Genomic DNA, 19499 nt, shown 5'->3' with positions numbered 1-19499 from the left:
AACGTCGCCCGAGCACGGTTCACTTCATGTGCGTCCACCCACCCAACATGCCCTGAAACAGGACCGCGAGACAGACCTAACGGAGTCCTACTAGCTGATCCGAAGCGGGCGGACCAGCTGACCGACGCGGACCGGCGGGCGCTGCCGCCGCTGTTCTGGACGCACGTGAATCCGTACGGCCGGTTCGAGCTGGACATGAACAGCCACCTCGACCTGGACCTGTCCATCCGGGCGACGGTGCCCGGCCCGCGGACCCTGCGGGGTGAGGCAGCCGCAGCCCCGGCGATACCCGGGCCCTGGCCGGAGCCCGGGTGAAGACGACGTTGCCCGGGACGCCAGAGAATCTCCGAGGGTGGCGCCGGCCTGGCGGCCGCGGCGGTCGATCAGGGTGACCTTGGCGCGGGCGACCGGGGTGTCGGCGGCGTCCAGGACCCGGCCTCGGAAGCCCCGGAGGGGACCTTTTCGGCCGGCTCCAGTGTGGCGTCCTCCTCGCCGCCGGCGCGGTGCTGTGGCCGGCCGGGCGGGCGGGCCCGGGGCAGGAAGAGGGCTGTGAACAGGCCGATCGCCATCGCGCCCGTCGCGATCAGGAAGGAAACGCGGAAGCCGTGCATGGTCGGGACGGTGACGCCGTTCACATGGTCCGCGGTGTCGGCGAGGACCATGCCGATGACGGCGCTGGAGACCGAGGAGCCGATCGAGCGCATCAGCGTGTTGAGACCGTTGGCCGAGCCCGTCTCCGAGGCGGGGACCGCGCCGACGATCAGGGCAGGGAGGGAGGAGTAGGCGAGGCCGATGCCCACGCCCAGGATCGCCGTGATGACGAGGCTCTGCCAGGGGGCGCTCATCAGGCCGAGGCCGGCGCCGTAGCCGATCGCGATGATCACCATGCCGAGGATCAGGGTGACCTTGGGGCCGTGTTGCGCGGACAGCCGGGCGTGGACGGGGGCGGTGAGAGTCATGGTCAGGCCGAGCGGCGCCATGCACAGGCCCGCGACCACCATTGACTGGCCGAGGCCGTAGCCGGTGGCCTTCGGCAGCTGGAGCAGCTGGGGAACGACCAGCGAGACGACCAGAAACGAGGCACCGACCATGATCGAGGCGAGGTTGGTGAAGAGCACCGCGGGGCGGGTCGTGGTGTGCAGGTCCACCAGCGGTGCCTTGAGACGCGATTCCATCACCCCCCACAGGACGAGCACGACCGCCGCCGCGGCAAACAGCCCGAGGGTGGTGCCGGAGGTCCAGCCCCAGTCGCTGCCCTTGGTGACCGGCAGCAGGAAGAGGACGAGACCGGCGGACAGCCCGATCGCGCCGAGGACGTCGAAGGTGCCGTGCGCGCGGGTCGGGGACTCGGGGACGACGAGGAGGGCGAGGGCGATGGCGAGGACGCCGAGGCCGGCGGCGCCGTAGAAGAGGGCGTGCCAGTCGGTGTGCTGGGCGACCAGGGCCGCGGTGGGCAGGGCGAGGCTGCCGCCGACGCCCATGGAGGAGCTCATCAGGGCCATCGCCGAGCCGAGCTTCTCGCGGGGGAGTATGTCACGCGTCAGGCCGATGCCGAGGGGTATCGCGCTCATCGCGAAGCCCTGGAGGGTTCGGCCTGCGATCATCGTGAGCAGGTCGCTGGTGAGGGCGCTGACGAGCGCGCCGACGACCATCACCGCGAGGCTGAGGATCAGCATGCGGCGCTTGCCGTGGAGGTCGCCGAGGCGGCCCATGATCGGCGTGGCGACGGCGCCGGAGAGCAGGGTCGAGGTGATGACCCAGGTCGCGTTGCCCGGCTCGGTGCCTAGCAGTTGCGGCAGTTCTTTGATCACCGGGACGAGCAGGGTCTGCATCACCGAGACCACGATGCCCATGAAGGCGAGCACCGGGACGAGGGCTCCGCTCGCTCTGGCTGCGGGCCGGTCGGTCGACGAGTGCGTCATGAGGGACGGCCTCCAGGCCGGGGGGCGGGTGGTTCCGGGTGGGATGCCGGATCCACCCGGCTCGGCCCGTGGACTCCCGCAGGCTGAGCCAGGTGGCGACGGTCGCGCCGTCCGCCGAGGCGTTGAGGGCCTCGCGCTCGCGGGCGGTGAGCGGGGTGGGGCCAAGGCTCACTCAGAGGCGGACGCACTCTTCTTCGGGCCGGCTGTTGCCCAGGGGCCGAGGGCGAATCCATCACTGTTCCGTCGGACTTCCAGGGCGCCGGCACCACCGAAGTGTGCGGGGACGAGCAGCTCCCGTTCATCAGCCGCCCGCCCGAGAATCCGACGGCGACTGGCCACCGCTTGTTCCGGGGCCAGGCAGGCGCTGCTGTTGCAGCAGGGATCGAGGATCTGCACAGGGCTGTGCAGCAGATCTCCGACGAAGACCGCCCGGTCGCTCCCGGACGTGAGTCGCAGCACGGACGAGCCGGGAGTGTGGCCGGGTGCGGACTCCAGGGCGAGGTGTTCGTCGATGTGGTGGATGCCGTCCCACAGCACGGCCTGCCCGGCCTGATGGATGGGCGTGATGCTGTCTTCGTAGATCAGGCGGTCGGCCTCCTGCGCGCCGTTCCCGTACGCGTTGTCCGGACCGTAATGGAAGTCGTCGGCGGCCGGAATGAGGTATTGGGCGTTGGGGAACGTCGGTACCCACTGCCCGTCCGCGTCGACGGTGTTCCAGCCGACGTGATCGACGTGGAGGTGAGTGTTGACGACGACATCTACATCCTGCGGGCGAACACCGGCCCTCGCCAGGAGGCCGGGGAAATCACTCCGAGAGTGGTGGAACGGCCCCATGCCCGGTCGTTCGCGCCCGTTGCCCGCTCCGGTGTCGACCAGGACGGTCCGCCCACCGCTGCGCAGCACCCAGCTCTGCAGAGCAAGCACCGCCAAGTCCCTGTCCGGCTCCCAGTGGTCCGGTGCCAGCCAGTCCTCGTTGTCCCTCCACACATCGGCGCCAGCTCCCGGGAACATGCCGGAGGTGGGCAGGAACGGTTCGTGCCACTCAACGACCCGGATGACCTCGACATCCCCCAGCACCATGCTCTGCACACGCTCGTTCTCGTTCGTCATGTGATCGACCTTAAGAAAGATCGAACAAGCCTCTCAATGCGCATCCAGCTCAATAAAATACGAATCCGTCTCACACTTCATGCGGCAGATAATCTGTGTGGATGGATGTGGTGAGTGACGCGATCTCCGCTGTGCACCTCGGGCACCCGTGGTTCCACCGGGTGCGGACGAGCGGGAGCTGGTGCGCGCGGCTGGAGCCGTACGACGGCGCGGGCTTCCACGTCGTTCTGAAGGGCAACTGCTGGCTACTGACCGACGGCGGCGCCCCGGTCTCCCTCGGCGTGGGTGACGCGGTGCTGCTGCCTCATGGCACCGGCCATGTGATCGCCGATTCTCCCGTCGATGCGGCGGTCGCGGCGCGGAAGGCAGTGCCGTTCGAGCAATGGCTCGCGGAGACAGGGCCGCGAGCCCGGCCCGACCGCGACGGGACGGAGATGCTCTGCGGCAAGTACTGGCTCGACTGCAGCCGCATGCACCCGCTGATGGCAGAGCTGCCCGAGGTCGTCCACCTTCCCAGCCGAGTAGGCAGCCACCTCGAACTCCGCGCCGCGATCGACCTGCTCGCCGGTGAGCTGGACGAGGTGCGGCCCGGCTCCTGCGTGGCGCTCCCGAACCTGCTCGACCTCCTCCTCGTCTACATGATCCGCTCATGGATGACCGAGACCACCAGCGGAGCCTGGCCCGGCGCACTGGGCGACCCGGTGACGGCCGCCGCCCTGCGGGCGATGCACTCGAAACCGGCCGCGCAGTGGAGCAACGACCGCCTGGCCGCAGAGGCGGGCGTCTCCCGTCCCACCCTGGCGCGCCGGTTCACCACCCTGGTCGGCCGCCCACCGATGGCGTACCTCACCTGGTGGCGCGTGATCCTTGCCGCCACCCTGCTCCGCGACACCAAGGAAACACTGGCCACCATCGCCGGTCGAGTCGGCTACGGCAGCCCGTACGCACTCTCCCACGCCTTCGAGAGGGAGTTCGGCACTGCACCGGGGCGGTATCGAGCGCAGGCCACGGGTCGATCCGCTTCCGCCGCAAACCCTCAACTGACGTCGAAACACGCTGACATCGGAGACTCGGTCAGGCGGGGACTCCCACAGTCGTCGTGAATCGGCATCCGTAGTCGGATCAAGGTCCGCCCGCAGTTCGAGGAGGCACTCAAGACCGCCCGGGAGATCAAGGCGCACGCTCCCCACTGCCGGGTCATCTTCACCGTGTTCGAGATGCAGAGGCTGGGGCGTGACGCGGCAGAACTCACCGCCCTCGCGGACCATCTGACCGAGCACGGCCTGGTGCGTAGCTATACGAGAACAGGGCCGAGCGGGGCCGCCTCGACGTCCTCGTCAACGACATCCGGGGCGGCGAGAACCTCTTCGAGTGGGACACCCCGCTCTGGGAGCACGACCTCGGCAACGGGCTCCGGCTGCTCCGCCTGGCGGTCGAGACGCACGCGATCACCAGTCAGCACGCCCTGCCGCTGCTGCTGCGCCGCCCCGGCGGACTGGTCGTCGAGGTCACCGACGGCACCGCCGACTACAACCGCGACACCTACCGCGTGAACTTCTTCTACGACCTCGCCAAGGCGTCCGTCCTGCGCATGGCGTTCGCCCTGTCCCGGGAACTCGGCCCGCGCGGCGCCACCGCGCTCGCGCTCACCCCGGGCTGGCTGCGCTCGGAGATCATGATGGAGCACTACGGCGTCCGCGAGGAGAACTGGCGGGACGCCCTCGACCGCGTCCCCCACTTCGCCATCTCGCAGACCCCGCGCTACGTCGGCCGCGCCGTCGCCGCCCTGGCCGCCGACCCCGAGGTGTCCCGCTTCAAACGGCCACTCCCTCTCCAGCGGCGGCCTCGCCCCGGTGTACGGCTTCACCGACCTCGACGGCAGCCGCCCCGACGCCTGGCGCTACCTCGTCGAGGTGCAGGACGCGGGGAAGCCGGCGGACCCGACGGGGTACCGGTGAGCCGCCGGACGAGCCCGCCGGACGAGCCCGCCGGACGAGCCCGCCGGACGAGCCCGCCGGACGTGCCCGCCGGACGTGCCCGCCGGCCGTGCCCGCTCAGCCGTCCGCCCCGGGCGGCAGCGGCCACCGCGCCGAGTGCCCCGGCGGCAGTTCGAGATCGTCGCGTACGGCGGCGTAGTAGCCCTCGCGGCCGGCGCGCTGCCGCTCCAGCAGCGCCTGCCAGGCCCGCGGGTCGTGCGTGCCCTCCCGCAGGAACCGCTCCATCTCCATCACGGTGGTCACCCACACCCGCGCCCTCTCCACCACCTCCCGGCTGCCCAGCATGATCAGTGCCTCGCCGGACGGGTCCCGGGCCTGGGTGGCCTCCGCCATCAGCGGCTCCGCCTCCGCCGGGGACATCGGGTGCGGGTGCGGGTCGTTGCCGAGATGCGCGGCGACCCGGTACGTCAGGCTGACCGACTTCTTCAACGTGCGGGCGTAGTCGGCGTACACGGCGAGCCGCCGTTCCTCCCAGCGGGCCGTCCGCTCGCGCCGGAACCGCTCGCGGTCGCTGCGCACGAGGGCGAGATACGAACCCAGGGCGCCGATCACGACACCTATCAGGGCGGGAAGCTGCTGAAGGAACGCGGACATGCGCGCACGCTACCCGCCCCGACCCGGCGGACAGGAAGTTCACCGTTTCGTCACAGCTCGGGCCGGACCACAACCGCCGGCCCCTCCCGCGGGTCTAGGAAGGCGAGATGGCCGTACCGCGCCAGGGAGAGGGCAGTCATGGGGGACATACGCAGACGAGCGGCGGCAGCGCTCGGGGTCACGGGGCTGGTCGCTCCGCTGACGCTCGCACTGGGCACGGCGCCGGCGCAGGCCGCGAGCTGTACCACGCAGGCCGGTCCGTACCAGAAGCAGGTGGAGAAGTTCCTCGGCCGGCCGGTCGACGGCAAGCAGTCGTCCACCGACTGCAAGGCCATTCAGGCCTTCCAGAAGAAGCACGGCATCACGCCGGCCATCGGCTACGCGGGGCCCGTCACCTGGGGTGTGATGGACCTCATGAACAAGCAGAAGGCGGTGGGGAACAAACCCAACAAGGCCGGCAAGTGCCCGACCGACAAGGGCCGCATCGCCTGCGTCAACCTCACGCTCCAGATCAGCTGGATCCAGGACGGCAGCAAGCTCGTCCACGGGCCCGTCCCCGTCCGCACCGGCCGCGACGGCTACGAGACCCGCACCGGCCTGAAGAAGGTCTACTGGCGGAACATCGACCACGTGTCGACCATCTACAACGTGCCCATGCCCTACAGCCAGTTCTTCGACGGCGGGCAGGCCTTCCACTCGGTCGGCGTCAGCATGTGGAACCCGCCGGGCTCGCACGGCTGCGTCAACATGACCAAGACGGCCGCGAAGAAGTACTGGTCGCTGCTGAAGACCGGCGACGACGTCTTCGTCTACGGCCGCAAGCCGGGCACCTGACGGAGCGGCCGTGAGCACTGACATATGACAGGCGGACGTGACCAGTCACACGTCCGCCTTGTCCGTTTAATCCCTGTATTACTCACGTGGCCTTCACCCCCGACGCCGTAAGATTCACACCATGTCCACCACTGTTGAACCCCTCTCCGAGCGATCGGCCGAAGAGGTCAACGAGGAGATCCGGGCCCTGTGGCTCCGGTCGGGCGGGACACTGAGCGTCGAGCAGCGCGAGGAGTACCAGCGGCTCGTCCTGGAGTGGGCCGCCGCGGCCCCGCAGCCCGTCCGGGCGGCCTGACGACCGTCCACCGCGGCACTCCGGCACCGGAGCGCCGTCCCGGGGCACCCCCCGGCACCTGGGTGCTCTCCTCACACTGACCTCGGCCCGTCCTCCACGGCCTCGCCGACTTCCTCGGCGGCACCCCGTCCCGCCGCCTCCCCTTCGCCACCCTCACCCTCCTCGGCCGCACCGGCGGGCTGCCGCGGCGCCGCCCGCCCCCCCCGGCCCGCGGGCGGCTCAGCCCCAGGTCGCCGAGTAGTACCGCTGGTACGCCCTGCGGTCCTGCTCGGCACGGATGTACCGCGTCGCCACGAGCGCGACCAGACTGCCCGCGATCACCAGCAGTCCGGGGCCGACGTTGCGGGGGTCGGTCAGCCGGGAGACGAGGGAGGAGCCGTCGAACGCGCCCGTCACCGGAGTCGTCGAACCCGGTGAGGCCCCACCGGGGGCGGCCGCGGCCTGGGGCGGCGAGGACGACGGCTGGGCCGCGCCCTCGGACGGCGCGGGGGAGGCGCCGCTCCGCGCGCCCTCCGAGGGCGCGGCCACGATCAGCTGCACACCGAGCCGGTCGAGCGCCTCCGCCACCGGCTGGAAGAACGTCGTACCGCCCGCCGCGCAGTCGCCGCTGCCGCCCGAGGTGATGCCGAGCGCGATGCCCTCGGAGAACAACGGCCCGCCGCTGTCGCCGGATTCCGCGCACACGGTCGTCTCGATCAGGCCGGAGACCGTGCCCTCCGGATAGTTGACCGTCGCGTCAAGGCCGGTGACCTCGCCGTCGCGCAGCCCGGTCGTGCTGCCGCTGCGGAACACCCGCTGCCCGACGGCCGCGTCGCCCACGCCCGTGATCCGCACCCCGTTGCCGTTCCCGATGGCCACCACGTCGGCGCCCTCGCCCGCGTCCCCGTCCGCGTACTGCACCAGGGAGAAGTCACCGCCGGGGAAGGTGGAGCCGACCGTCCGGCCCACCTGCCGGTCGCCCTGGCCGTCCGCGAACCAGATGGACCCGGCGGGCCCGCAGTGCCCGGCCGTCAGGATGAAGTCGCTCGACCCGTTGGTCACGTTGAAGCCCGCCGAACAGCGCCCGCCCGTCGACAGGATCGGCTCGGCGCCGTTGACACGGGTGGTGAAGGCGCCGGAGGTGCGCTCCATGCGGACGTAACCGCCGATGCCCGACGCGACCCGCGTCAGCGCCGACCAGTCGGCGGCCGACACGGTGCTGTCGGCCCGCACCACGATCTGGTTGGACCGGTAGTCCATCACCCACGCGGTCCCCGCCACCCGGGGCGCCGAACGCAGCGTCGCCGCCGCCGACCGCAGCTCGTCCATGCTGTGGCCGACGACCTTCGCCCCGGCGCCCGCCGCGCGGACCGTCGTCGCCGTCGTCTCGTCCGTGACGGCGACGACCGGACGCCCGTCGGAGCCGATCCAGGTGCCCGCCGTGCGGGCCGTGCCGAGCCGCTTCACCAGGTCCGCCCCGGTGCTCGCGACGGACCGTGCCGCCTCACCCGGCACCGACGACGCGGCGGGCGTCTCACCCGCCATGGCGGCCTGCGTGACCATGGCCCCTCCCAGGAGGAGGCCGCCGACGGCCGCCAGCCGTGTCACCCGCCGGACGATCCGTCGTCGTACGTGCCTCATGCAGGGCTCCCGAAAGCCGAACGCGCGGTGCCGGCACCGCGGGGCCCTCCGGTCGTCGAGCGCCCCCGACTCCATACGTGCCGCAGCCGCGCCGCGTTCAGCCCGGGAGCGAGCGGGTCACGGTGTGCGGGCCACCCCGCCGAACATGGCGACCTCCTCCGGCCGCGCACCGCCGGTCCCCTCCGGGCGCCAGCGCGAGCAGGACACCACGCCCGGCTCCAGCAGCTCCAGGCCGTCGAAGAAGCGGGCCACCTCCTCGGGCGTGCGCTGGGTCAGCTTGGGCGTGCCGTGCTCGTTCCAGAACGCCACGGCCTCGTCCACGTCCGGCATCGCGGGGGAGGTGATGGTGTGCGACAGCACCAGGTGGCTGCCGGACGGCAGCCGGTCGACCAGCCGGCGGACCAGCCCGTACGGGTCCTCGTCGTCGCCGACGAAGATGACCACGCCGAGCAGCATCAGCGCGACCGGCTCGCCGAAGTCCAGGGTCTTCGCCGCGTGTTCGAGGATCGCGTCGACGTTGCGCAGGTCCTCGTCGAGGTAGTCGGTGCGGCCCTCGGGCGTGCTGGTGAGCAGGGCGCGGGCGTGCGCCAGGACCAGCGGGTCGTTGTCGACGTAGACGATCCGGGAGTCGGGGGCGAGGCGCTGGGCGACCTCGTGCGTGTTGTCCGCGGTGGGCAGGCCGGTGCCGATGTCGAGGAACTGGCGGATCCCGGCCTCGGAGACCAGGTGGCGCACGGCGCGGCCCAGGAAGAGCCGGTCGGCGCGGGCGTACTCGCCGATGCCGGGGTGGAGCCGGCGGATCTGGTCGCCGGCCGCGCGGTCGACCTCGTAGTTGTCCTTGCCGCCCAGCCAGTAGTTCCAGATGCGGGCGGTGTGCGGCTGGGCGGTGTCGATGCGGTCGCGCAGCGACTGCGCCGCCTCGTCCACGGCCGGCGGGTACTCGGTCACGGAGCAGCTCCTGGTCATGCCTGGGAAAGGTGGGCCACGGTCAAGGAGCAATCTAGACCGCCGAGTTGACCGATGCGCGGGCGGCTCCGCCTTCCGCCGAGGGCTTCGGCATCCGCACACTGGCGTGCGCGAACACCGGCGTGTTGCCGCCGGTGAGGTTCTCCCCGTCCGAGCCCGACTCGTCGCAGGCGATGTCCTCGGCCGCGCCCGCCAGGGGCATACCGTTCGTATGATCCCACGTCACACCGCAGTCCCCCTATCGTGTGCCCCATGACCAGGATCCCGCACGAGACGTCCGGTGAACCGAATCCGCTGCGCGCCCTCTCCCTCGACCGTCTGCGCCGTCGTACGAGCGAGAAGTGGCGCGCCTACCCGGAGGACGTCCTGCCGCTGTGGGTCGCCGAGATGGACGTGCCGCTCGCCCGGCCCGTCGTCGACGCGGTCACCGAGGCGCTCGCGCTCGGCGACACCGGCTACGCCGCGGGCACCTCCTACGCGCGGGCGCTGTCGGAGTTCGCCGCCAAGCGGTGGGGGTGGGCCGGGCTCGCGGTGGAGCGGACGGCGCTCGTGCCCGACGTGATGCTGGGCGTGGTGGAGATGCTGAAGCTGGTCACCGGGCCCGGCGACCCGGTCGTCGTCAACCCGCCCGTCTACCCGCCCTTCTTCGCGTTCGTCACCCACCTGGACCGGCGGATCACCGAGGCGCCGCTCGGCGCCGACGGGCGCCTCGACCTGGCCGTGCTGGAGGACGCCTACCGGCGGGCCGTCGCGGGCGGCGGGCGCGCCGCCCACCTGCTGTGCAGCCCGCACAACCCGACCGGGACCGTGCACACCGCCGAGGAGCTCGCCGCCGTGGCCGCCCTGGCCGACCGGTACGGGGTGCGCGTGGTCGCCGACGAGATCCACGCGCCGCTGACGGCAGCGGGCGTGGACTTCGTGCCCTACCTCGCCGTGCCCGGCGCGGACAGCGGCCTGTCGCTGATGTCGGCGTCGAAGGCGTGGAACCTGGCCGGCCTCAAGGCGGCCCTCGCCGTGGCGGGCCCCGCGGCCGCCGCCGACCTGGCCCGGATGCCCGGGGAGACGATCGACGGCGTGAGCCACGTCGGCGTCCTCGCCCACACCGCCGCCCTGCGCGACGGCACCGCCTGGCTGGACGCCCTGCTGGCCGGCCTCGACGCCAACCGCCGGCTGCTCGCCGGCCTGCTGGCCGAGCACCTGCCCGGCGTCGCCCACCGCCCGGGCGAGGGCACCTACCTGGCGTGGCTCGACTGCCGCGCCCTCGGCCTCGGCGACGACCCGGCCCGCGTCTTCCTGGAACGCGGCCGGGTCGCCCTCATGCCGGGCCCGGACTTCGGCACGGGCGGCGCCGGTCACACCCGGCTGAACCTCGCGACCTCGCCGGAGATCCTGACGGAGGGGGTACGGCGGATGGCGGCCGCGGTGCGCTGAGGCCGGCCCGGCCCGGCCGGCGGTCGCGGGCGGCGGGCGGTACGTGCTCCGGTGGGCCGGCGCCGTGTCCTTCCGCCGGCGGGGGAGCAAGGGCACCGAGGTGAAGTGGCCGCGCGCTGCCTACACTTCACGGCATGGACGCTACGGTTCTGGACACGCTGGCGGCGGGCAAGTACCTGCTGCTCACCAGCCACCGGAAGAACGGAAGCCCCGTCGCCACCCCGGTGTGGGTGGTGCGCGACGGGGACACGCTCGGGGTGTGGACGGCCGCGGACTCCTGGAAGGTGAAGCGGATCCGGGCGCGCGGCGACGTCCTGGTCGGCCCCTGCGACGTGCGCGGCAGGCCGACCGGCAGGCAGGTCCCGGCCACCGCCGAGGTCTGCGACCCGGAGACCACCGCCCGCTACCGCGTCCTGATCGCCCGCAAGTACGGCCTCGTCGGCCGCCTCTCCCTCTGGGGCAGCCGGCTGCGGCGCGGCCTGGACGGGACCGTCGGCATCCGCGTCACGCTGTGAACCGGGCGACCGGGCGAACCGGCGACCGGGCGGGATCGCGTCCCGCCGTGAACCGGGCGGGGAAGTACAGGCCCGCCCGGCGGGCCGGTCCGGGTGGGTGTCAGTGCCAGGCGCGGTACGGTTCGTCGACGAGCTGGAAGACCGGCTCGCCCCGGACCGGGTCCTTGGCCGTGGACAGCCGGACGCGGTCACCGCTGTGGACGCCGATGGGCGGGCCCATGACCCGGCCGCGCACGACGAAGCCCTCCGCCATCTCGATCAGGGAAACGTTGCGGGCGGAGGGCGTGTTGCGGTGCAGCACCGTGGAGTGGCGGACCGTGCCGGTGCCCTCACTGCGCTCGGTGCGCAGGTCGCTGCCCTGGCAGACCGGGCACAGGAGCCGGTGGTACATGGCGGTGCCGCACCAGGTGCAGCGCTGGAAGAGGATCGCCTCGCCGTCCGCGCCCCGGTGGTCGAGGACTCCCGCCGGGGAGCCCGCTGTCTGCTGAACGGTGCCGCCTGAGTGGTGGTACACGCTGGTCAACTCCCTGCGCTCGGCCGGAATCCCGCGTGCGCGACTCACTCGTGCACGCCCGTGCGCGGTGGGGCGTGCCACCGTGCACGGCCCACAGCGTATGGCACTCAGTGCCACGCGTAAAGGCACTGCGTACCCCGAATCCTGGGTGGGTTCAGTCGCGCGCCAGGGCCGTTTCGATCTCCTGCACCACCCGCCACAGCGGCGCCCCGCGCCGCGAGACGACGACGACCACGTCCTCCGGCGTCTGCGGCGTCTGCGGCGTCTGCGGCGGCTCGGCGGCGGGCTGCCGTCCGAACACCGACTGCACGTAGCCGAGGGCGTGGTCCACGGTGGCGGTCGCGTCGCCCCGGCCGCCCGAACGCAGCCAGGCGCGCAGCGCGTTGTTGTGCGCCGCGACCACGGCGGCGGCGATCACGTCCGCCCGGAGGATCCCGTCGCGGCGCCCGGCGAAACTCCCGCGCAGGTAGTCCGCGAGGGCGCGCTCATAGTGCCAGACGACGCCCAGTTCGTGGGCGCGCAGGCCGGGCACCCGCTTGGTGAGGCGGTAGCGCTGCACGGAGAAGGCGGGGTTCTCGGCGTACATCCGCAGCACCAGGCGGGCCGCGTCGCACACCCGGCGCACCGGCTCGTGCTGCTCGCCGCTCGCGGCGAGGAAGGCGGTCATGTCGGCCAGGCACCGCTCGTGGTCGGGGAAGACCACGTCCTCCTTGGAGGGGAAGTACCGGAAGAAGGAGCGCCGTCCGACGCCGGCCAGCGCCACGATGTCGTCGACGGTCGTCTGCTCGTAGCCCCGCTCCAGGAACAGCCGGAAGGCCGCCGTGACCAGGGCGTCCCGCATGGGGGGTCTCGCGGCCTGCGGCTTGCTGCTGCTCATGACCGGGAACGTAGCACGGGATGGCACTCGGTTCCCTCCAACGGGAACCGAGTGCACTCGAGTGGACCGGACGCGGTCCGCCGGGGTCCGCGGGGAACGCCGGGGTCCGGCGATCCGTCGGCGCGGGTGCCGGGGTCAGAGCCGCTCGGCGGCCTCGACCACGTTGGTCAGCAGCATGGCCCGGGTCATCGGACCCACCCCGCCGATCGGCGGTGCGAAGGACCCGGCCACATCACCGACGTCCGGGTGCACGTCACCGAGGACGCCCTCGACGGTGCGCGTCAGGCCCACCGACAGGACCGTGGCGCCCGGCTTGATCCAGTCCGGCCGGACCAGGTGCGCCACCCCCGCGGCGGCCACCACCACGTCCGCCTCCCGGGCGTGCGCGGCCGTGTCCTGCGTGGCCTCGTGGCACAGGGTGACGGTGGCGTGCTCGGTGCTGCGGGTCAGCATCAGCCCCAGCGGGCGGCCCACGGTGACACCGCAGCCGATGACGCAGAACTGCTGCCCGGTGATCGGCACGTGGTTGCGCCGCAGCAGGTCGATGATGCCGCGCGGGGTGCACGGCAGCGGGCCCGGTATGCCCAGCACCAGCCGGCCCAGGTTCGTCGGGTGGAGCCCGTCGGCGTCCTTCAGCGGGTCGATCAGCTCCAGCACGGCGTGGGTGTCGATGTGCGCGGGCAGCGGAAGCTGCACGATGAACCCCGTGCACGCCGGGTCGTCGTTCAGCCGCAGCACCGCGGCCTCCACGTCCGCCTGGGAGGCGTCGGCGGGCAGCTCGACCCGGATCGAGGCGATGCCGACCTGTGCGCAGTCCCGGTGCTTGCCGCCCACGTACGAACGGCTGCCCGGGTCGTCGCCGACGAGGATCGTGCCGAGCCCGGGGGCGATGCCGCGCTCCTTCAGCGCCTGGACCCGGAGGGCGAGTTCGCTCTTGATGTCGGCCGCTGCGGCCTTGCCGTCGAGGAGAGTTGCGGTGGTCACGGGAGTGCGGGAGCCCTTCAGGAGAAGAAAGCCGGTCCGCTCATCGTACGGCCCGCCCGCGACGCCCCGTCGCGCTCCTCCACCCGGCCCCGGCCCCCGGCGGTACCCCGGGGTCACGAACGTGCCCCTCCCGCGCGCCCGCGCACGCTTCCCGCACCACCGGCCGTACCGCCCGCCCGCGTGCTTCCCGCACCACCGGCCGTCCAGCCCGCCCAGCCCTGTCCCGCCCGTCCCGTCCCGTCCCGTCCGAGGAGAAGTCCGCATGCCCACCGTCCGCCCCCGTCTCCTCTACGTCACCGACCTGGCGTACCAGGCCCGCGGGCGCCGCTACTGCGACGAGGACATCCTCCTCACCTCCCGGCTGCGCGCCGACTTCGACCTCGCCCTGTGCCACCCCCGGGACGCGGCCGCGCCGATGGACGCCTTCGACGCCGTCGTCGTCCGCAACAGCGGTCCCGTCCTCGGCCACCGGGAGGCGTACGAGGCCTTCCGCGAGCGCGCGCTGAGCGCCGGGACCCGTGTCTACAACCCGCTCACGGGCGGCGCCGACATGGCGGGCAAGCAGTACCTCGTCGACCTGAGCGCGGCCGGCTTCCCGGTCATCCCCACCGTCGACCGCCCCGAGGACCTGCACCGCGCCTGCCCCCGGCCGCGACGACGCCGGACGGGACGCCTTCGTCGCCGCCCTGACCCGGTCCCTGCACCGCTTCCTCGCCGGCTGAACCCCACCGCGCCCGCGCACGTATCCCTCCCCGAGGACACGGGACGGAGGGAGAGCAGCGTGCCGACACCGGCCGAACCCGGACGACCGCCGGACCGCCCGGAAGGCCCGGAGAGCCCGGACCGCCCGGTCCTGGAGCCCATCCGGGTGCTCAGACCGCGCAACACCGACGCCCTCGCGGAGCTGTTCCGGGAGATGACGGAGGACGCCGGCCCCTACGACGACGTCCCCCTGCCGGACGGGCGCTCCGCCGCCGAGGCGCGGACCCGGGAACTCCCGCCGGTGGGGGAGGGCGGGCCGCCGGGGAGGCGCGGAGCCCGGCCGCACCGCGCCGCCGTCGCCTCGGCCGTCGTGCTCGCGGCGGCGCTGGCCGGCTTCGCCTGCGCCCTGCTGCTGCCGGACCGCGACAGCGGGGCGACCGCGCGGACACTCCCGGCCACGGTCCCCGCACCGGCCACCACCCCCGCCGGCGGCCCGGCCGCCACGAGCGACCCCGACGGGCCCGGCACCCTGCGCGAGGGCGACACCGGTCCCGAGGTCACCGACCTCCAGCAGCGTCTGCGCCGCATCCCGGACGTCTACGACGACGGCCCCACCGACGGCCGCTACGGCACCGTCCTCACCGAGGCCGTGGCCCGCTTCCAGCTCTGGTACGGCGTCCGCGGCGACGAGACCGGCGTCTACGGCGACGACACCCGCCGCGACCTGGAGTCCCGGACCGGATGAGGCGACCGCAGCCCGGTGACCGCAGAGCGGCGACCGCGCCCCCGGCGACCGCGCCCCCTCGGCGGGGCAGGGCGGACGGGGCTACAGGGCGCAGGCCGGCTCCTCCCCGTCGTCCGGGACGCGGATGTCGAGGACGCACACGTCGTCCCGCTGCTCGGGCTCCAGCAGGGTGCCGAGCAGCCGCTCCAGCGGCGACGCCCCGGCCGGGACGGGCGCGGTGGCGGCGCGGGCGAGCCGCTCCAGGCCGCGGTCGATGCTCTCCGAGGGCCGCTCCACCAGACCGTCGGTGTACAGCACCAGCCGGTCGCCGGGCTGGAGGATGCACTCCGCCTCCTCGTGGCGCGGGGTCTCGGTGGCGCCGAGCAGTATCCCGAAGGGCCGGGCGAGGTAGCGGGCCTCGCCGTCGCGCAGCAGCAGCGGCGGCGGGTGACCCGCCTGCGCCCAGACCAGCCGCCGTCGGGCCGGGGTGTAGCGGGCCAGGACCATGGTCGCGGTGCCGTGCGGGTCGCGGGAGTGCAGCAGCAGGGCGTTGAGCCGGGCGAGCGCCCCGGTCAGCGACGAACCCGTGATGATCATGCCTTTGGCGGTGAAGCGCAGGAGGGCCATCGCGGCGACGGCGTCCATGCCGTGCCCGGCGACGTCCCCGACGACGAACAGCGAGTCCCCGTCGGGCAGTTCGATGGCGCTGAACCAGTCGCCGCCGACGTTGAGCCCCGACTGCGCGGGCAGGTAGGCGATGTCGACGTCCAGCCCCGTCAGCCGGGCGGGCTGCTTGGGCAGCGGCAGCAGCGCGTCCTGGAGCCGTGCCGCCACCGTGCGCTCGGCCTGGAGCACGCCGTGCTGGGTGACGATGGCCCGTTCGCTGGCGCGCAGGGCGAGTTCGGTGGTGCGCTGGGCGGTGAGGTCCTGTACGAACCCGTGCACCTCCACCGGCGTGCCGTCGGCGTCCGTGACCGCTTCCGCCACCGCCCGCAGGTGGCGGACGCTGTCCCCGGCGGTGATCCGGAACGGCACGTCGCACGGCCGGCCCTCCCGCATCAGTTCCCCGAGGGCGCGGGCCAGCGCGGGCCTCTCCTCCGGCAGCGCCAGTCCCGGCAGCCGCGGCAGGGGCACGGCACCCAGCTCGGGGTCGCGGCCGAAGATGGTGAAGACCTGGGAGGACCAGTTCACCTCGCCCGTGACCAGGTTCCAGTTCACCCATCCGAGGTTGCCCAGCCGCTGCACGTCCGCGAGCCGCTGCTCCTGCCGGTCCGAGGGGTCCTGCCGGATCCAGCTGACGACCAGCCGGTCCCCCAGCCGTACGGCCCGCGCCGAGCAGGCGGACGGCTCACCGCTGTCGGCCCCGGTCCCGGCCTGCCCGCCGGCGAACGGCTCGCCCTCGTACGGCTGTCCCGAGGCCAGCGCGGTCAGACAGCCCTCCCACAGCGGCTCACCGGCCAGGTCCGGCCAGCACTCCAGGGCGCGCAGCCCGACCAGTCGGCGGCCGCCGCGGCCGACCGGGTCGACCGTGCCGGCGGTCGCGGCGTCGATGCGGAAGTCCTCGACCCGGCCCGGGGCTGCGCGCAGCGGGGAGAGCAGGACGGCGGCGACGGGCAGCCGGTCGAACACCGTCTGCACGGCGTCGGTGTCCGCCGTGACGGCCGGGTCCCGCCGGGTGCCCAGCACGCGCAGCGGCCCGGCGCACAGCCGGGCGGCGGCCAGCAGCCGGTGGCGGACCTCGGGCGTGAACCGGCCTTCGCGGCGACGGAGTACGCCGACGGCCACGCCGGCCGGCTGTCCGGCCGACTCCCCGGCCGGCACCGGCACCGGCAGCCAGGCCCGGCTCGGCCACCGCTCGGGCGGATCGCCGATCAGCAGGTACCGTTTCCGGTCCTCCTCCAGGTTCTCCAGCCAGCGCGGCTGCCCGGCGTCCAGGGCGTCCAGGGCGGCGATCCCGCTGAGCGGAGGCACCCGGCTCCACCGGTCGGCGAGGGCGGCGTCGATGCCGGCGTGCCCGAGGAGTTCCAGCCCGCCGGAGGGCAGCCGGGTGACGATCAGGACCGCGTCGGCACCGGTGTCCGGGGCGAGGTGGTCCAGCAGGCAGCGGGCGAGGTCCTCAGGGCTGCCGACGCGGACGAGGGCCTGCCCCAGCCCGGCGAGCCCGGCGGCCGCGGCGTCCGTCGCCTCCCGGGGGGCGTCGGGGCTCACGCCGGTGACGGCGTCGGCCGGGTCCGGCCGCCCGGGGGCGGGGCCGGCCGGTGCGCCCAGTCCGTCGAGGGTGAGCCGGCACTCCTCCAGCAGGGTCCGCCGGGCCTCCTTCGCCCGCCGTCGCAGCTCCTCCTGGGCGGCTTCCGCGGAACACCCGGCCAGCGCCATCACGGCGCCCTTGGCACGTTCCACCACGGCCGTGGTGGCCGCCAGGTCCTGCAACCGGTCCATCTCGGCACGCTGGCGCGCCACGACCCTGGTGAGGGCGGCCATGTCTGGCGCGGCGCCTGACGGGGCCGGCCGGGCGGGTTCGCTCGTCACGCCCCGAGCATGGCACACCGATCAGCATTCGATCGCGGTGTTGCGGCAACGCCGTCGCCAGGCGGGATGCCCGGGGCGGGCGCCGAACGGAGGTCGCCGTTCAGCGCCCGGAGCCGGTGTCCGCGAGGGCCTCGGTGACCGCGCGGACGCTGCGGGCGATGTGCTGGAGCTGGAGTACCTCGGCGGCGTACAGCTTGATCGTGTGTTCGATGACCGACTCGGGCATGCCGAGGCGCGGCAGGTCCGCGCGCGCGGTCTGGAGGGCGGTGCGGGCGATCCGGATCTCGTGCTGGACCTGGATCTGCGCGTGGCGGGCGAGCAGCACGGGGTGGCGCAGCAGCGCCGGGTAGCTCGCGTACCGCGCGGGCACCAGCTCGCGCAGCCACCTGGCCGCGGAGCGCTGCCAGTCGTAGCTGCCGGGGGTCTTGACCTGGCACGGCCAGTCCGGGCTGATGCGCGTCGTCGTCAAGGGCATGATCATCGCTTCCGGTGTGCGGCGTCGTGACGGGTGGTCCGACGTTGTGGGGCGGCCCCGGCCCAGGGGGTGACCGGGGCCGCCCCGGGGGGCCTCGCGCCGGGCGAGGCCCGGACATCCTGGGCGCCGACGCGGGTAGGGGACGGCGGCTTCGGATGCCCGTACTCGAGCCCTCGTCGGGCGGGTGCGGCCGTGAGCAGTATTTATATATGCCATCGCCCGCGCAAGACGTATGAAAACATTCATGCGCGAAATGATCGGAATCATCCGCCGGGGCATGGCCGGTCATCCGCCGGGGCGTGGCCGGTGAGGGGGTGGCGGAGGGGTGCGCGGGCGACGGGTGGTGAAAAAGGCCGGCTGGGAGTGCTGCGGCCAGGTGGTCACTCCCGCAGGAAGAAGCGGTACTGCTCGGCGATCTGCTCGTACTCCTCCAGGCGGGCCTGGGTGCGCTCGGGGCCCGCGTCCGTCATCGCCTGGAGCAGCGCGGCCGCCATCACCCCGGGGGCCGCGTAGGAGTCGAACACCAGTCGGGACCCGGTGCCGGTGGCGAAGGTGACGTCGGCCTCGTCGGCCACCGGGCCGAGCGCCAGATCCGTCACCAGCGCGACCTTCAGACCCGCGCTGCGGGCGACCCGCACGGCGGTGAGCGTCTCCTGGGCGTGCCGGGGCATCGAGAACGCCAGTACCCAGGTGCCGCCGGCCTCCCGGGACTGCAACAGCGCGTCGTAGGCGACGCTGCCGCCCCGGGTCACCAGCCGCACGTCCGGGTGGATGCGGCGGGCGGCGTAGGCGAAGTACTCGGCGAGCGAGGCCGAGATGCGCAGGCCCAGGACCGTCAGCGGCGTCGACGCCGACAGCTGCCGGCCGAGGTCGATGACCCCGTCGGGGTCGGCGAAGTCGCGCCGCAGGTTCTCCAGGTTCTCGAGCTCCGCGTCGACCGCGGCCTGGAGCTCGTTGCTCCGGTTCACCTCGGCCGCCGCCGGCCCGCCGCCCAGGGTGCCGAGCGCGATCGCCTGGAGCCGTTCGCGCAGCGCCGGATACCCGCTGAACCCCACCGCGGCCGCGAACCGGGTGACCGAGGGCTGGCTGACGCCGACCCGCTCGGCCAGATCGGTGATCGACAGGAACGCCGCCTCGGTGATGTGCTCGATCAGGTACTGGGCGATGCGCCGCTGCCCCGGCGACAGATGGGGCCCGTCGAACAGGGCCCGCAGCCGTGAGGTGGGGGACGCCTCCGCCTCCGGAGCGGTCTTGCCCGAGGTGATCGTGGTCGCCTGTGCGCGTGCCTGCTGAGGCGATGGCACCGGTCCTCCTCCTTTGTCTCCCACGAGGCTCAACATAGCTCAGGGCCGTGCCGGGCCGGGTGCCGTGCGGGGAGGGGCGGGAGGTGCGGGGGAGCGGGAGCTGCGG

General features: G+C 73.4%; 17 protein-coding genes and 4 pseudogenes. 8 read left to right on the top strand and 13 right to left on the bottom strand.

Annotated elements, in window-relative coordinates; genetic code table 11:
- Positions 1-344: 344 nt before the first annotated feature.
- The 3 genes and pseudogenes from ACFV9M_RS39965 to ACFV9M_RS39955 all read right to left on the bottom strand — a co-directional run.
- Positions 345-1922: pseudogene (locus ACFV9M_RS39965) on the bottom strand (MFS transporter); the annotation flags it as partial.
- Positions 1923-1983: 61 nt separating this feature from the next.
- Positions 1984-2094, bottom strand: a pseudogene (locus ACFV9M_RS39960) (DNA-binding response regulator); the annotation flags it as partial.
- Positions 2091-3032: an MBL fold metallo-hydrolase gene (locus ACFV9M_RS39955; RefSeq protein WP_385077853.1), complete on the bottom strand. Its 942-nt coding sequence runs from the start codon at positions 3030-3032 to the stop codon at positions 2091-2093. The pseudogene ACFV9M_RS39960 and the gene ACFV9M_RS39955, both read right to left, overlap by 4 nt.
- Positions 3033-3133: 101 nt before the next feature.
- Between ACFV9M_RS39955 and ACFV9M_RS39950 the strand changes: the two genes are divergently transcribed.
- Complete coding sequence (locus ACFV9M_RS39950; protein ID WP_385077856.1) at positions 3134-4135, top strand: cupin domain-containing protein; 1002 nt, start codon at positions 3134-3136, stop codon at positions 4133-4135.
- Between the two features lie 209 nt (positions 4136-4344).
- Positions 4345-4990: pseudogene (locus ACFV9M_RS39945) on the top strand (SDR family oxidoreductase); the annotation flags it as partial.
- 96 nt (positions 4991-5086) lie between these two features.
- Here the strand turns inward: ACFV9M_RS39945 and ACFV9M_RS39940 are convergent.
- Positions 5087-5623: a hypothetical protein gene (locus ACFV9M_RS39940; protein WP_385077859.1), complete on the bottom strand. Its 537-nt coding sequence runs from the start codon at positions 5621-5623 to the stop codon at positions 5087-5089.
- A 138-nt stretch (positions 5624-5761) separates the two neighbouring features.
- Here ACFV9M_RS39940 and ACFV9M_RS39935 point away from each other — a divergent pair, with 138 nt between their 5' ends.
- The gene (locus ACFV9M_RS39935; protein ID WP_385077861.1) at positions 5762-6457 is read left to right on the top strand and encodes a L,D-transpeptidase family protein; all 696 of its coding nucleotides are present in this window, start codon (positions 5762-5764) and stop codon (positions 6455-6457) included.
- A gap of 121 nt (positions 6458-6578) precedes the next feature.
- Positions 6579-6752, top strand: coding sequence for a hypothetical protein (locus tag ACFV9M_RS39930; RefSeq protein WP_385077864.1), 174 nt, complete (start codon positions 6579-6581; stop codon positions 6750-6752).
- 219 nt (positions 6753-6971) lie between these two features.
- Here the strand turns inward: ACFV9M_RS39930 and ACFV9M_RS39925 are convergent, their stop codons facing one another.
- The 3 genes from ACFV9M_RS39925 to ACFV9M_RS39915 all read right to left on the bottom strand — a co-directional run bounded on the left by ACFV9M_RS39925 (position 6972) and on the right by ACFV9M_RS39915 (position 9540).
- Positions 6972-8372: a S1 family peptidase gene (locus ACFV9M_RS39925; RefSeq protein ID WP_385077866.1), complete on the bottom strand. Its 1401-nt coding sequence runs from the start codon at positions 8370-8372 to the stop codon at positions 6972-6974.
- Positions 8373-8489: 117 nt separating this feature from the next.
- Positions 8490-9338, bottom strand: coding sequence for an SAM-dependent methyltransferase (locus tag ACFV9M_RS39920; protein WP_385102703.1), 849 nt, complete (start codon positions 9336-9338; stop codon positions 8490-8492).
- A 34-nt stretch (positions 9339-9372) separates the two neighbouring features.
- Positions 9373-9540 (bottom strand): hypothetical protein, encoded by a 168-nt coding sequence (locus ACFV9M_RS39915; protein ID WP_385077894.1) that lies wholly within the window; start codon positions 9538-9540, stop codon positions 9373-9375.
- A gap of 50 nt (positions 9541-9590) precedes the next feature.
- Here ACFV9M_RS39915 and ACFV9M_RS39910 point away from each other — a divergent pair, with 50 nt between their 5' ends.
- Positions 9591-10769, top strand: coding sequence for a MalY/PatB family protein (locus tag ACFV9M_RS39910; protein WP_385077870.1), 1179 nt, complete (start codon positions 9591-9593; stop codon positions 10767-10769).
- Between the two features lie 134 nt (positions 10770-10903).
- Positions 10904-11284, top strand: coding sequence for a PPOX class F420-dependent oxidoreductase (locus ACFV9M_RS39905; RefSeq protein WP_385077873.1), 381 nt, complete (start codon positions 10904-10906; stop codon positions 11282-11284).
- Between the two features lie 100 nt (positions 11285-11384).
- On the opposite strand, the gene ACFV9M_RS39900 is transcribed toward ACFV9M_RS39905, so the two are convergent.
- The 3 genes from ACFV9M_RS39900 to ACFV9M_RS39890 form a co-directional block, all read right to left on the bottom strand.
- On the bottom strand, positions 11385-11798 hold the full coding sequence (locus tag ACFV9M_RS39900) for a Zn-ribbon domain-containing OB-fold protein (RefSeq protein WP_385077876.1): 414 nt from the start codon (positions 11796-11798) through the stop codon (positions 11385-11387).
- A gap of 154 nt (positions 11799-11952) precedes the next feature.
- Entirely contained in the window at positions 11953-12639 is a 687-nt protein-coding gene (locus ACFV9M_RS39895; protein WP_385077886.1) for a TetR family transcriptional regulator, read from the bottom strand.
- 171 nt (positions 12640-12810) lie between these two features.
- Positions 12811-13659, bottom strand: a complete 849-nt coding sequence (locus tag ACFV9M_RS39890) for a bifunctional methylenetetrahydrofolate dehydrogenase/methenyltetrahydrofolate cyclohydrolase (RefSeq protein WP_385077879.1) — start codon at positions 13657-13659, stop codon at positions 12811-12813.
- Between the two features lie 262 nt (positions 13660-13921).
- Between ACFV9M_RS39890 and ACFV9M_RS39885 the strand changes: the two are divergent.
- Positions 13922-14296, top strand: a pseudogene (locus ACFV9M_RS39885) (hypothetical protein); the annotation flags it as partial.
- A gap of 144 nt (positions 14297-14440) precedes the next feature.
- Positions 14441-15106, top strand: coding sequence for a peptidoglycan-binding protein (locus ACFV9M_RS39880; protein WP_385077889.1), 666 nt, complete (start codon positions 14441-14443; stop codon positions 15104-15106).
- Positions 15107-15187: 81 nt separating this feature from the next.
- Here the strand turns inward: ACFV9M_RS39880 and ACFV9M_RS39875 are convergent, their stop codons facing one another.
- The 3 genes from ACFV9M_RS39875 to ACFV9M_RS39865 all read right to left on the bottom strand — a co-directional run bounded on the left by ACFV9M_RS39875 (position 15188) and on the right by ACFV9M_RS39865 (position 19393).
- Entirely contained in the window at positions 15188-17566 is a 2379-nt protein-coding gene (locus tag ACFV9M_RS39875) for a SpoIIE family protein phosphatase (protein ID WP_385077892.1), read from the bottom strand.
- Between the two features lie 148 nt (positions 17567-17714).
- Positions 17715-18095, bottom strand: coding sequence for a hypothetical protein (locus ACFV9M_RS39870; RefSeq protein ID WP_385077881.1), 381 nt, complete (start codon positions 18093-18095; stop codon positions 17715-17717).
- A gap of 374 nt (positions 18096-18469) precedes the next feature.
- Entirely contained in the window at positions 18470-19393 is a 924-nt protein-coding gene (locus ACFV9M_RS39865; RefSeq protein ID WP_385077884.1) for a MurR/RpiR family transcriptional regulator, read from the bottom strand.
- Positions 19394-19499: the final 106 nt, after the last annotated feature.

It is taken from the genome of Streptomyces sp. NPDC059895, assembly GCF_042731035.1.
Lineage (GTDB): Bacteria > Actinomycetota > Actinomycetes > Streptomycetales > Streptomycetaceae > Streptomyces.
This window is presented reverse-complemented; position numbering and strand designations above follow the sequence as displayed.

What these genes read in the sequence shown, in the direction of transcription:
- ACFV9M_RS39940 (WP_385077859.1), bottom strand. Translation starts at nt 5,623, where the DNA reads ATGTCCGCGTTCCTTCAGCAGCTTCCCGCCCTGATAGGTGTCGTGATC.
- ACFV9M_RS39870 (WP_385077881.1), bottom strand. Translation starts at nt 18,095, where the DNA reads ATGATCATGCCCTTGACGACGACGCGCATCAGCCCGGACTGGCCGTGC.
- ACFV9M_RS39895 (WP_385077886.1), bottom strand. Translation starts at nt 12,639, where the DNA reads ATGCGGGACGCCCTGGTCACGGCGGCCTTCCGGCTGTTCCTGGAGCGG.
- ACFV9M_RS39930 (WP_385077864.1), top strand. Translation starts at nt 6,579, where the DNA reads ATGTCCACCACTGTTGAACCCCTCTCCGAGCGATCGGCCGAAGAGGTC.
- ACFV9M_RS39920 (WP_385102703.1), bottom strand. Translation starts at nt 9,338, where the DNA reads ATGACCAGGAGCTGCTCCGTGACCGAGTACCCGCCGGCCGTGGACGAG.
- ACFV9M_RS39935 (WP_385077861.1), top strand. Translation starts at nt 5,762, where the DNA reads ATGGGGGACATACGCAGACGAGCGGCGGCAGCGCTCGGGGTCACGGGG.
- ACFV9M_RS39925 (WP_385077866.1), bottom strand. Translation starts at nt 8,372, where the DNA reads ATGAGGCACGTACGACGACGGATCGTCCGGCGGGTGACACGGCTGGCG.
- ACFV9M_RS39950 (WP_385077856.1), top strand. Translation starts at nt 3,134, where the DNA reads ATGGATGTGGTGAGTGACGCGATCTCCGCTGTGCACCTCGGGCACCCG.
- ACFV9M_RS39915 (WP_385077894.1), bottom strand. Translation starts at nt 9,540, where the DNA reads ATGCCCCTGGCGGGCGCGGCCGAGGACATCGCCTGCGACGAGTCGGGC.
- ACFV9M_RS39905 (WP_385077873.1), top strand. Translation starts at nt 10,904, where the DNA reads ATGGACGCTACGGTTCTGGACACGCTGGCGGCGGGCAAGTACCTGCTG.
- ACFV9M_RS39910 (WP_385077870.1), top strand. Translation starts at nt 9,591, where the DNA reads ATGACCAGGATCCCGCACGAGACGTCCGGTGAACCGAATCCGCTGCGC.
- ACFV9M_RS39875 (WP_385077892.1), bottom strand. Translation starts at nt 17,566, where the DNA reads ATGGCCGCCCTCACCAGGGTCGTGGCGCGCCAGCGTGCCGAGATGGAC.
- ACFV9M_RS39955 (WP_385077853.1), bottom strand. Translation starts at nt 3,032, where the DNA reads ATGACGAACGAGAACGAGCGTGTGCAGAGCATGGTGCTGGGGGATGTC.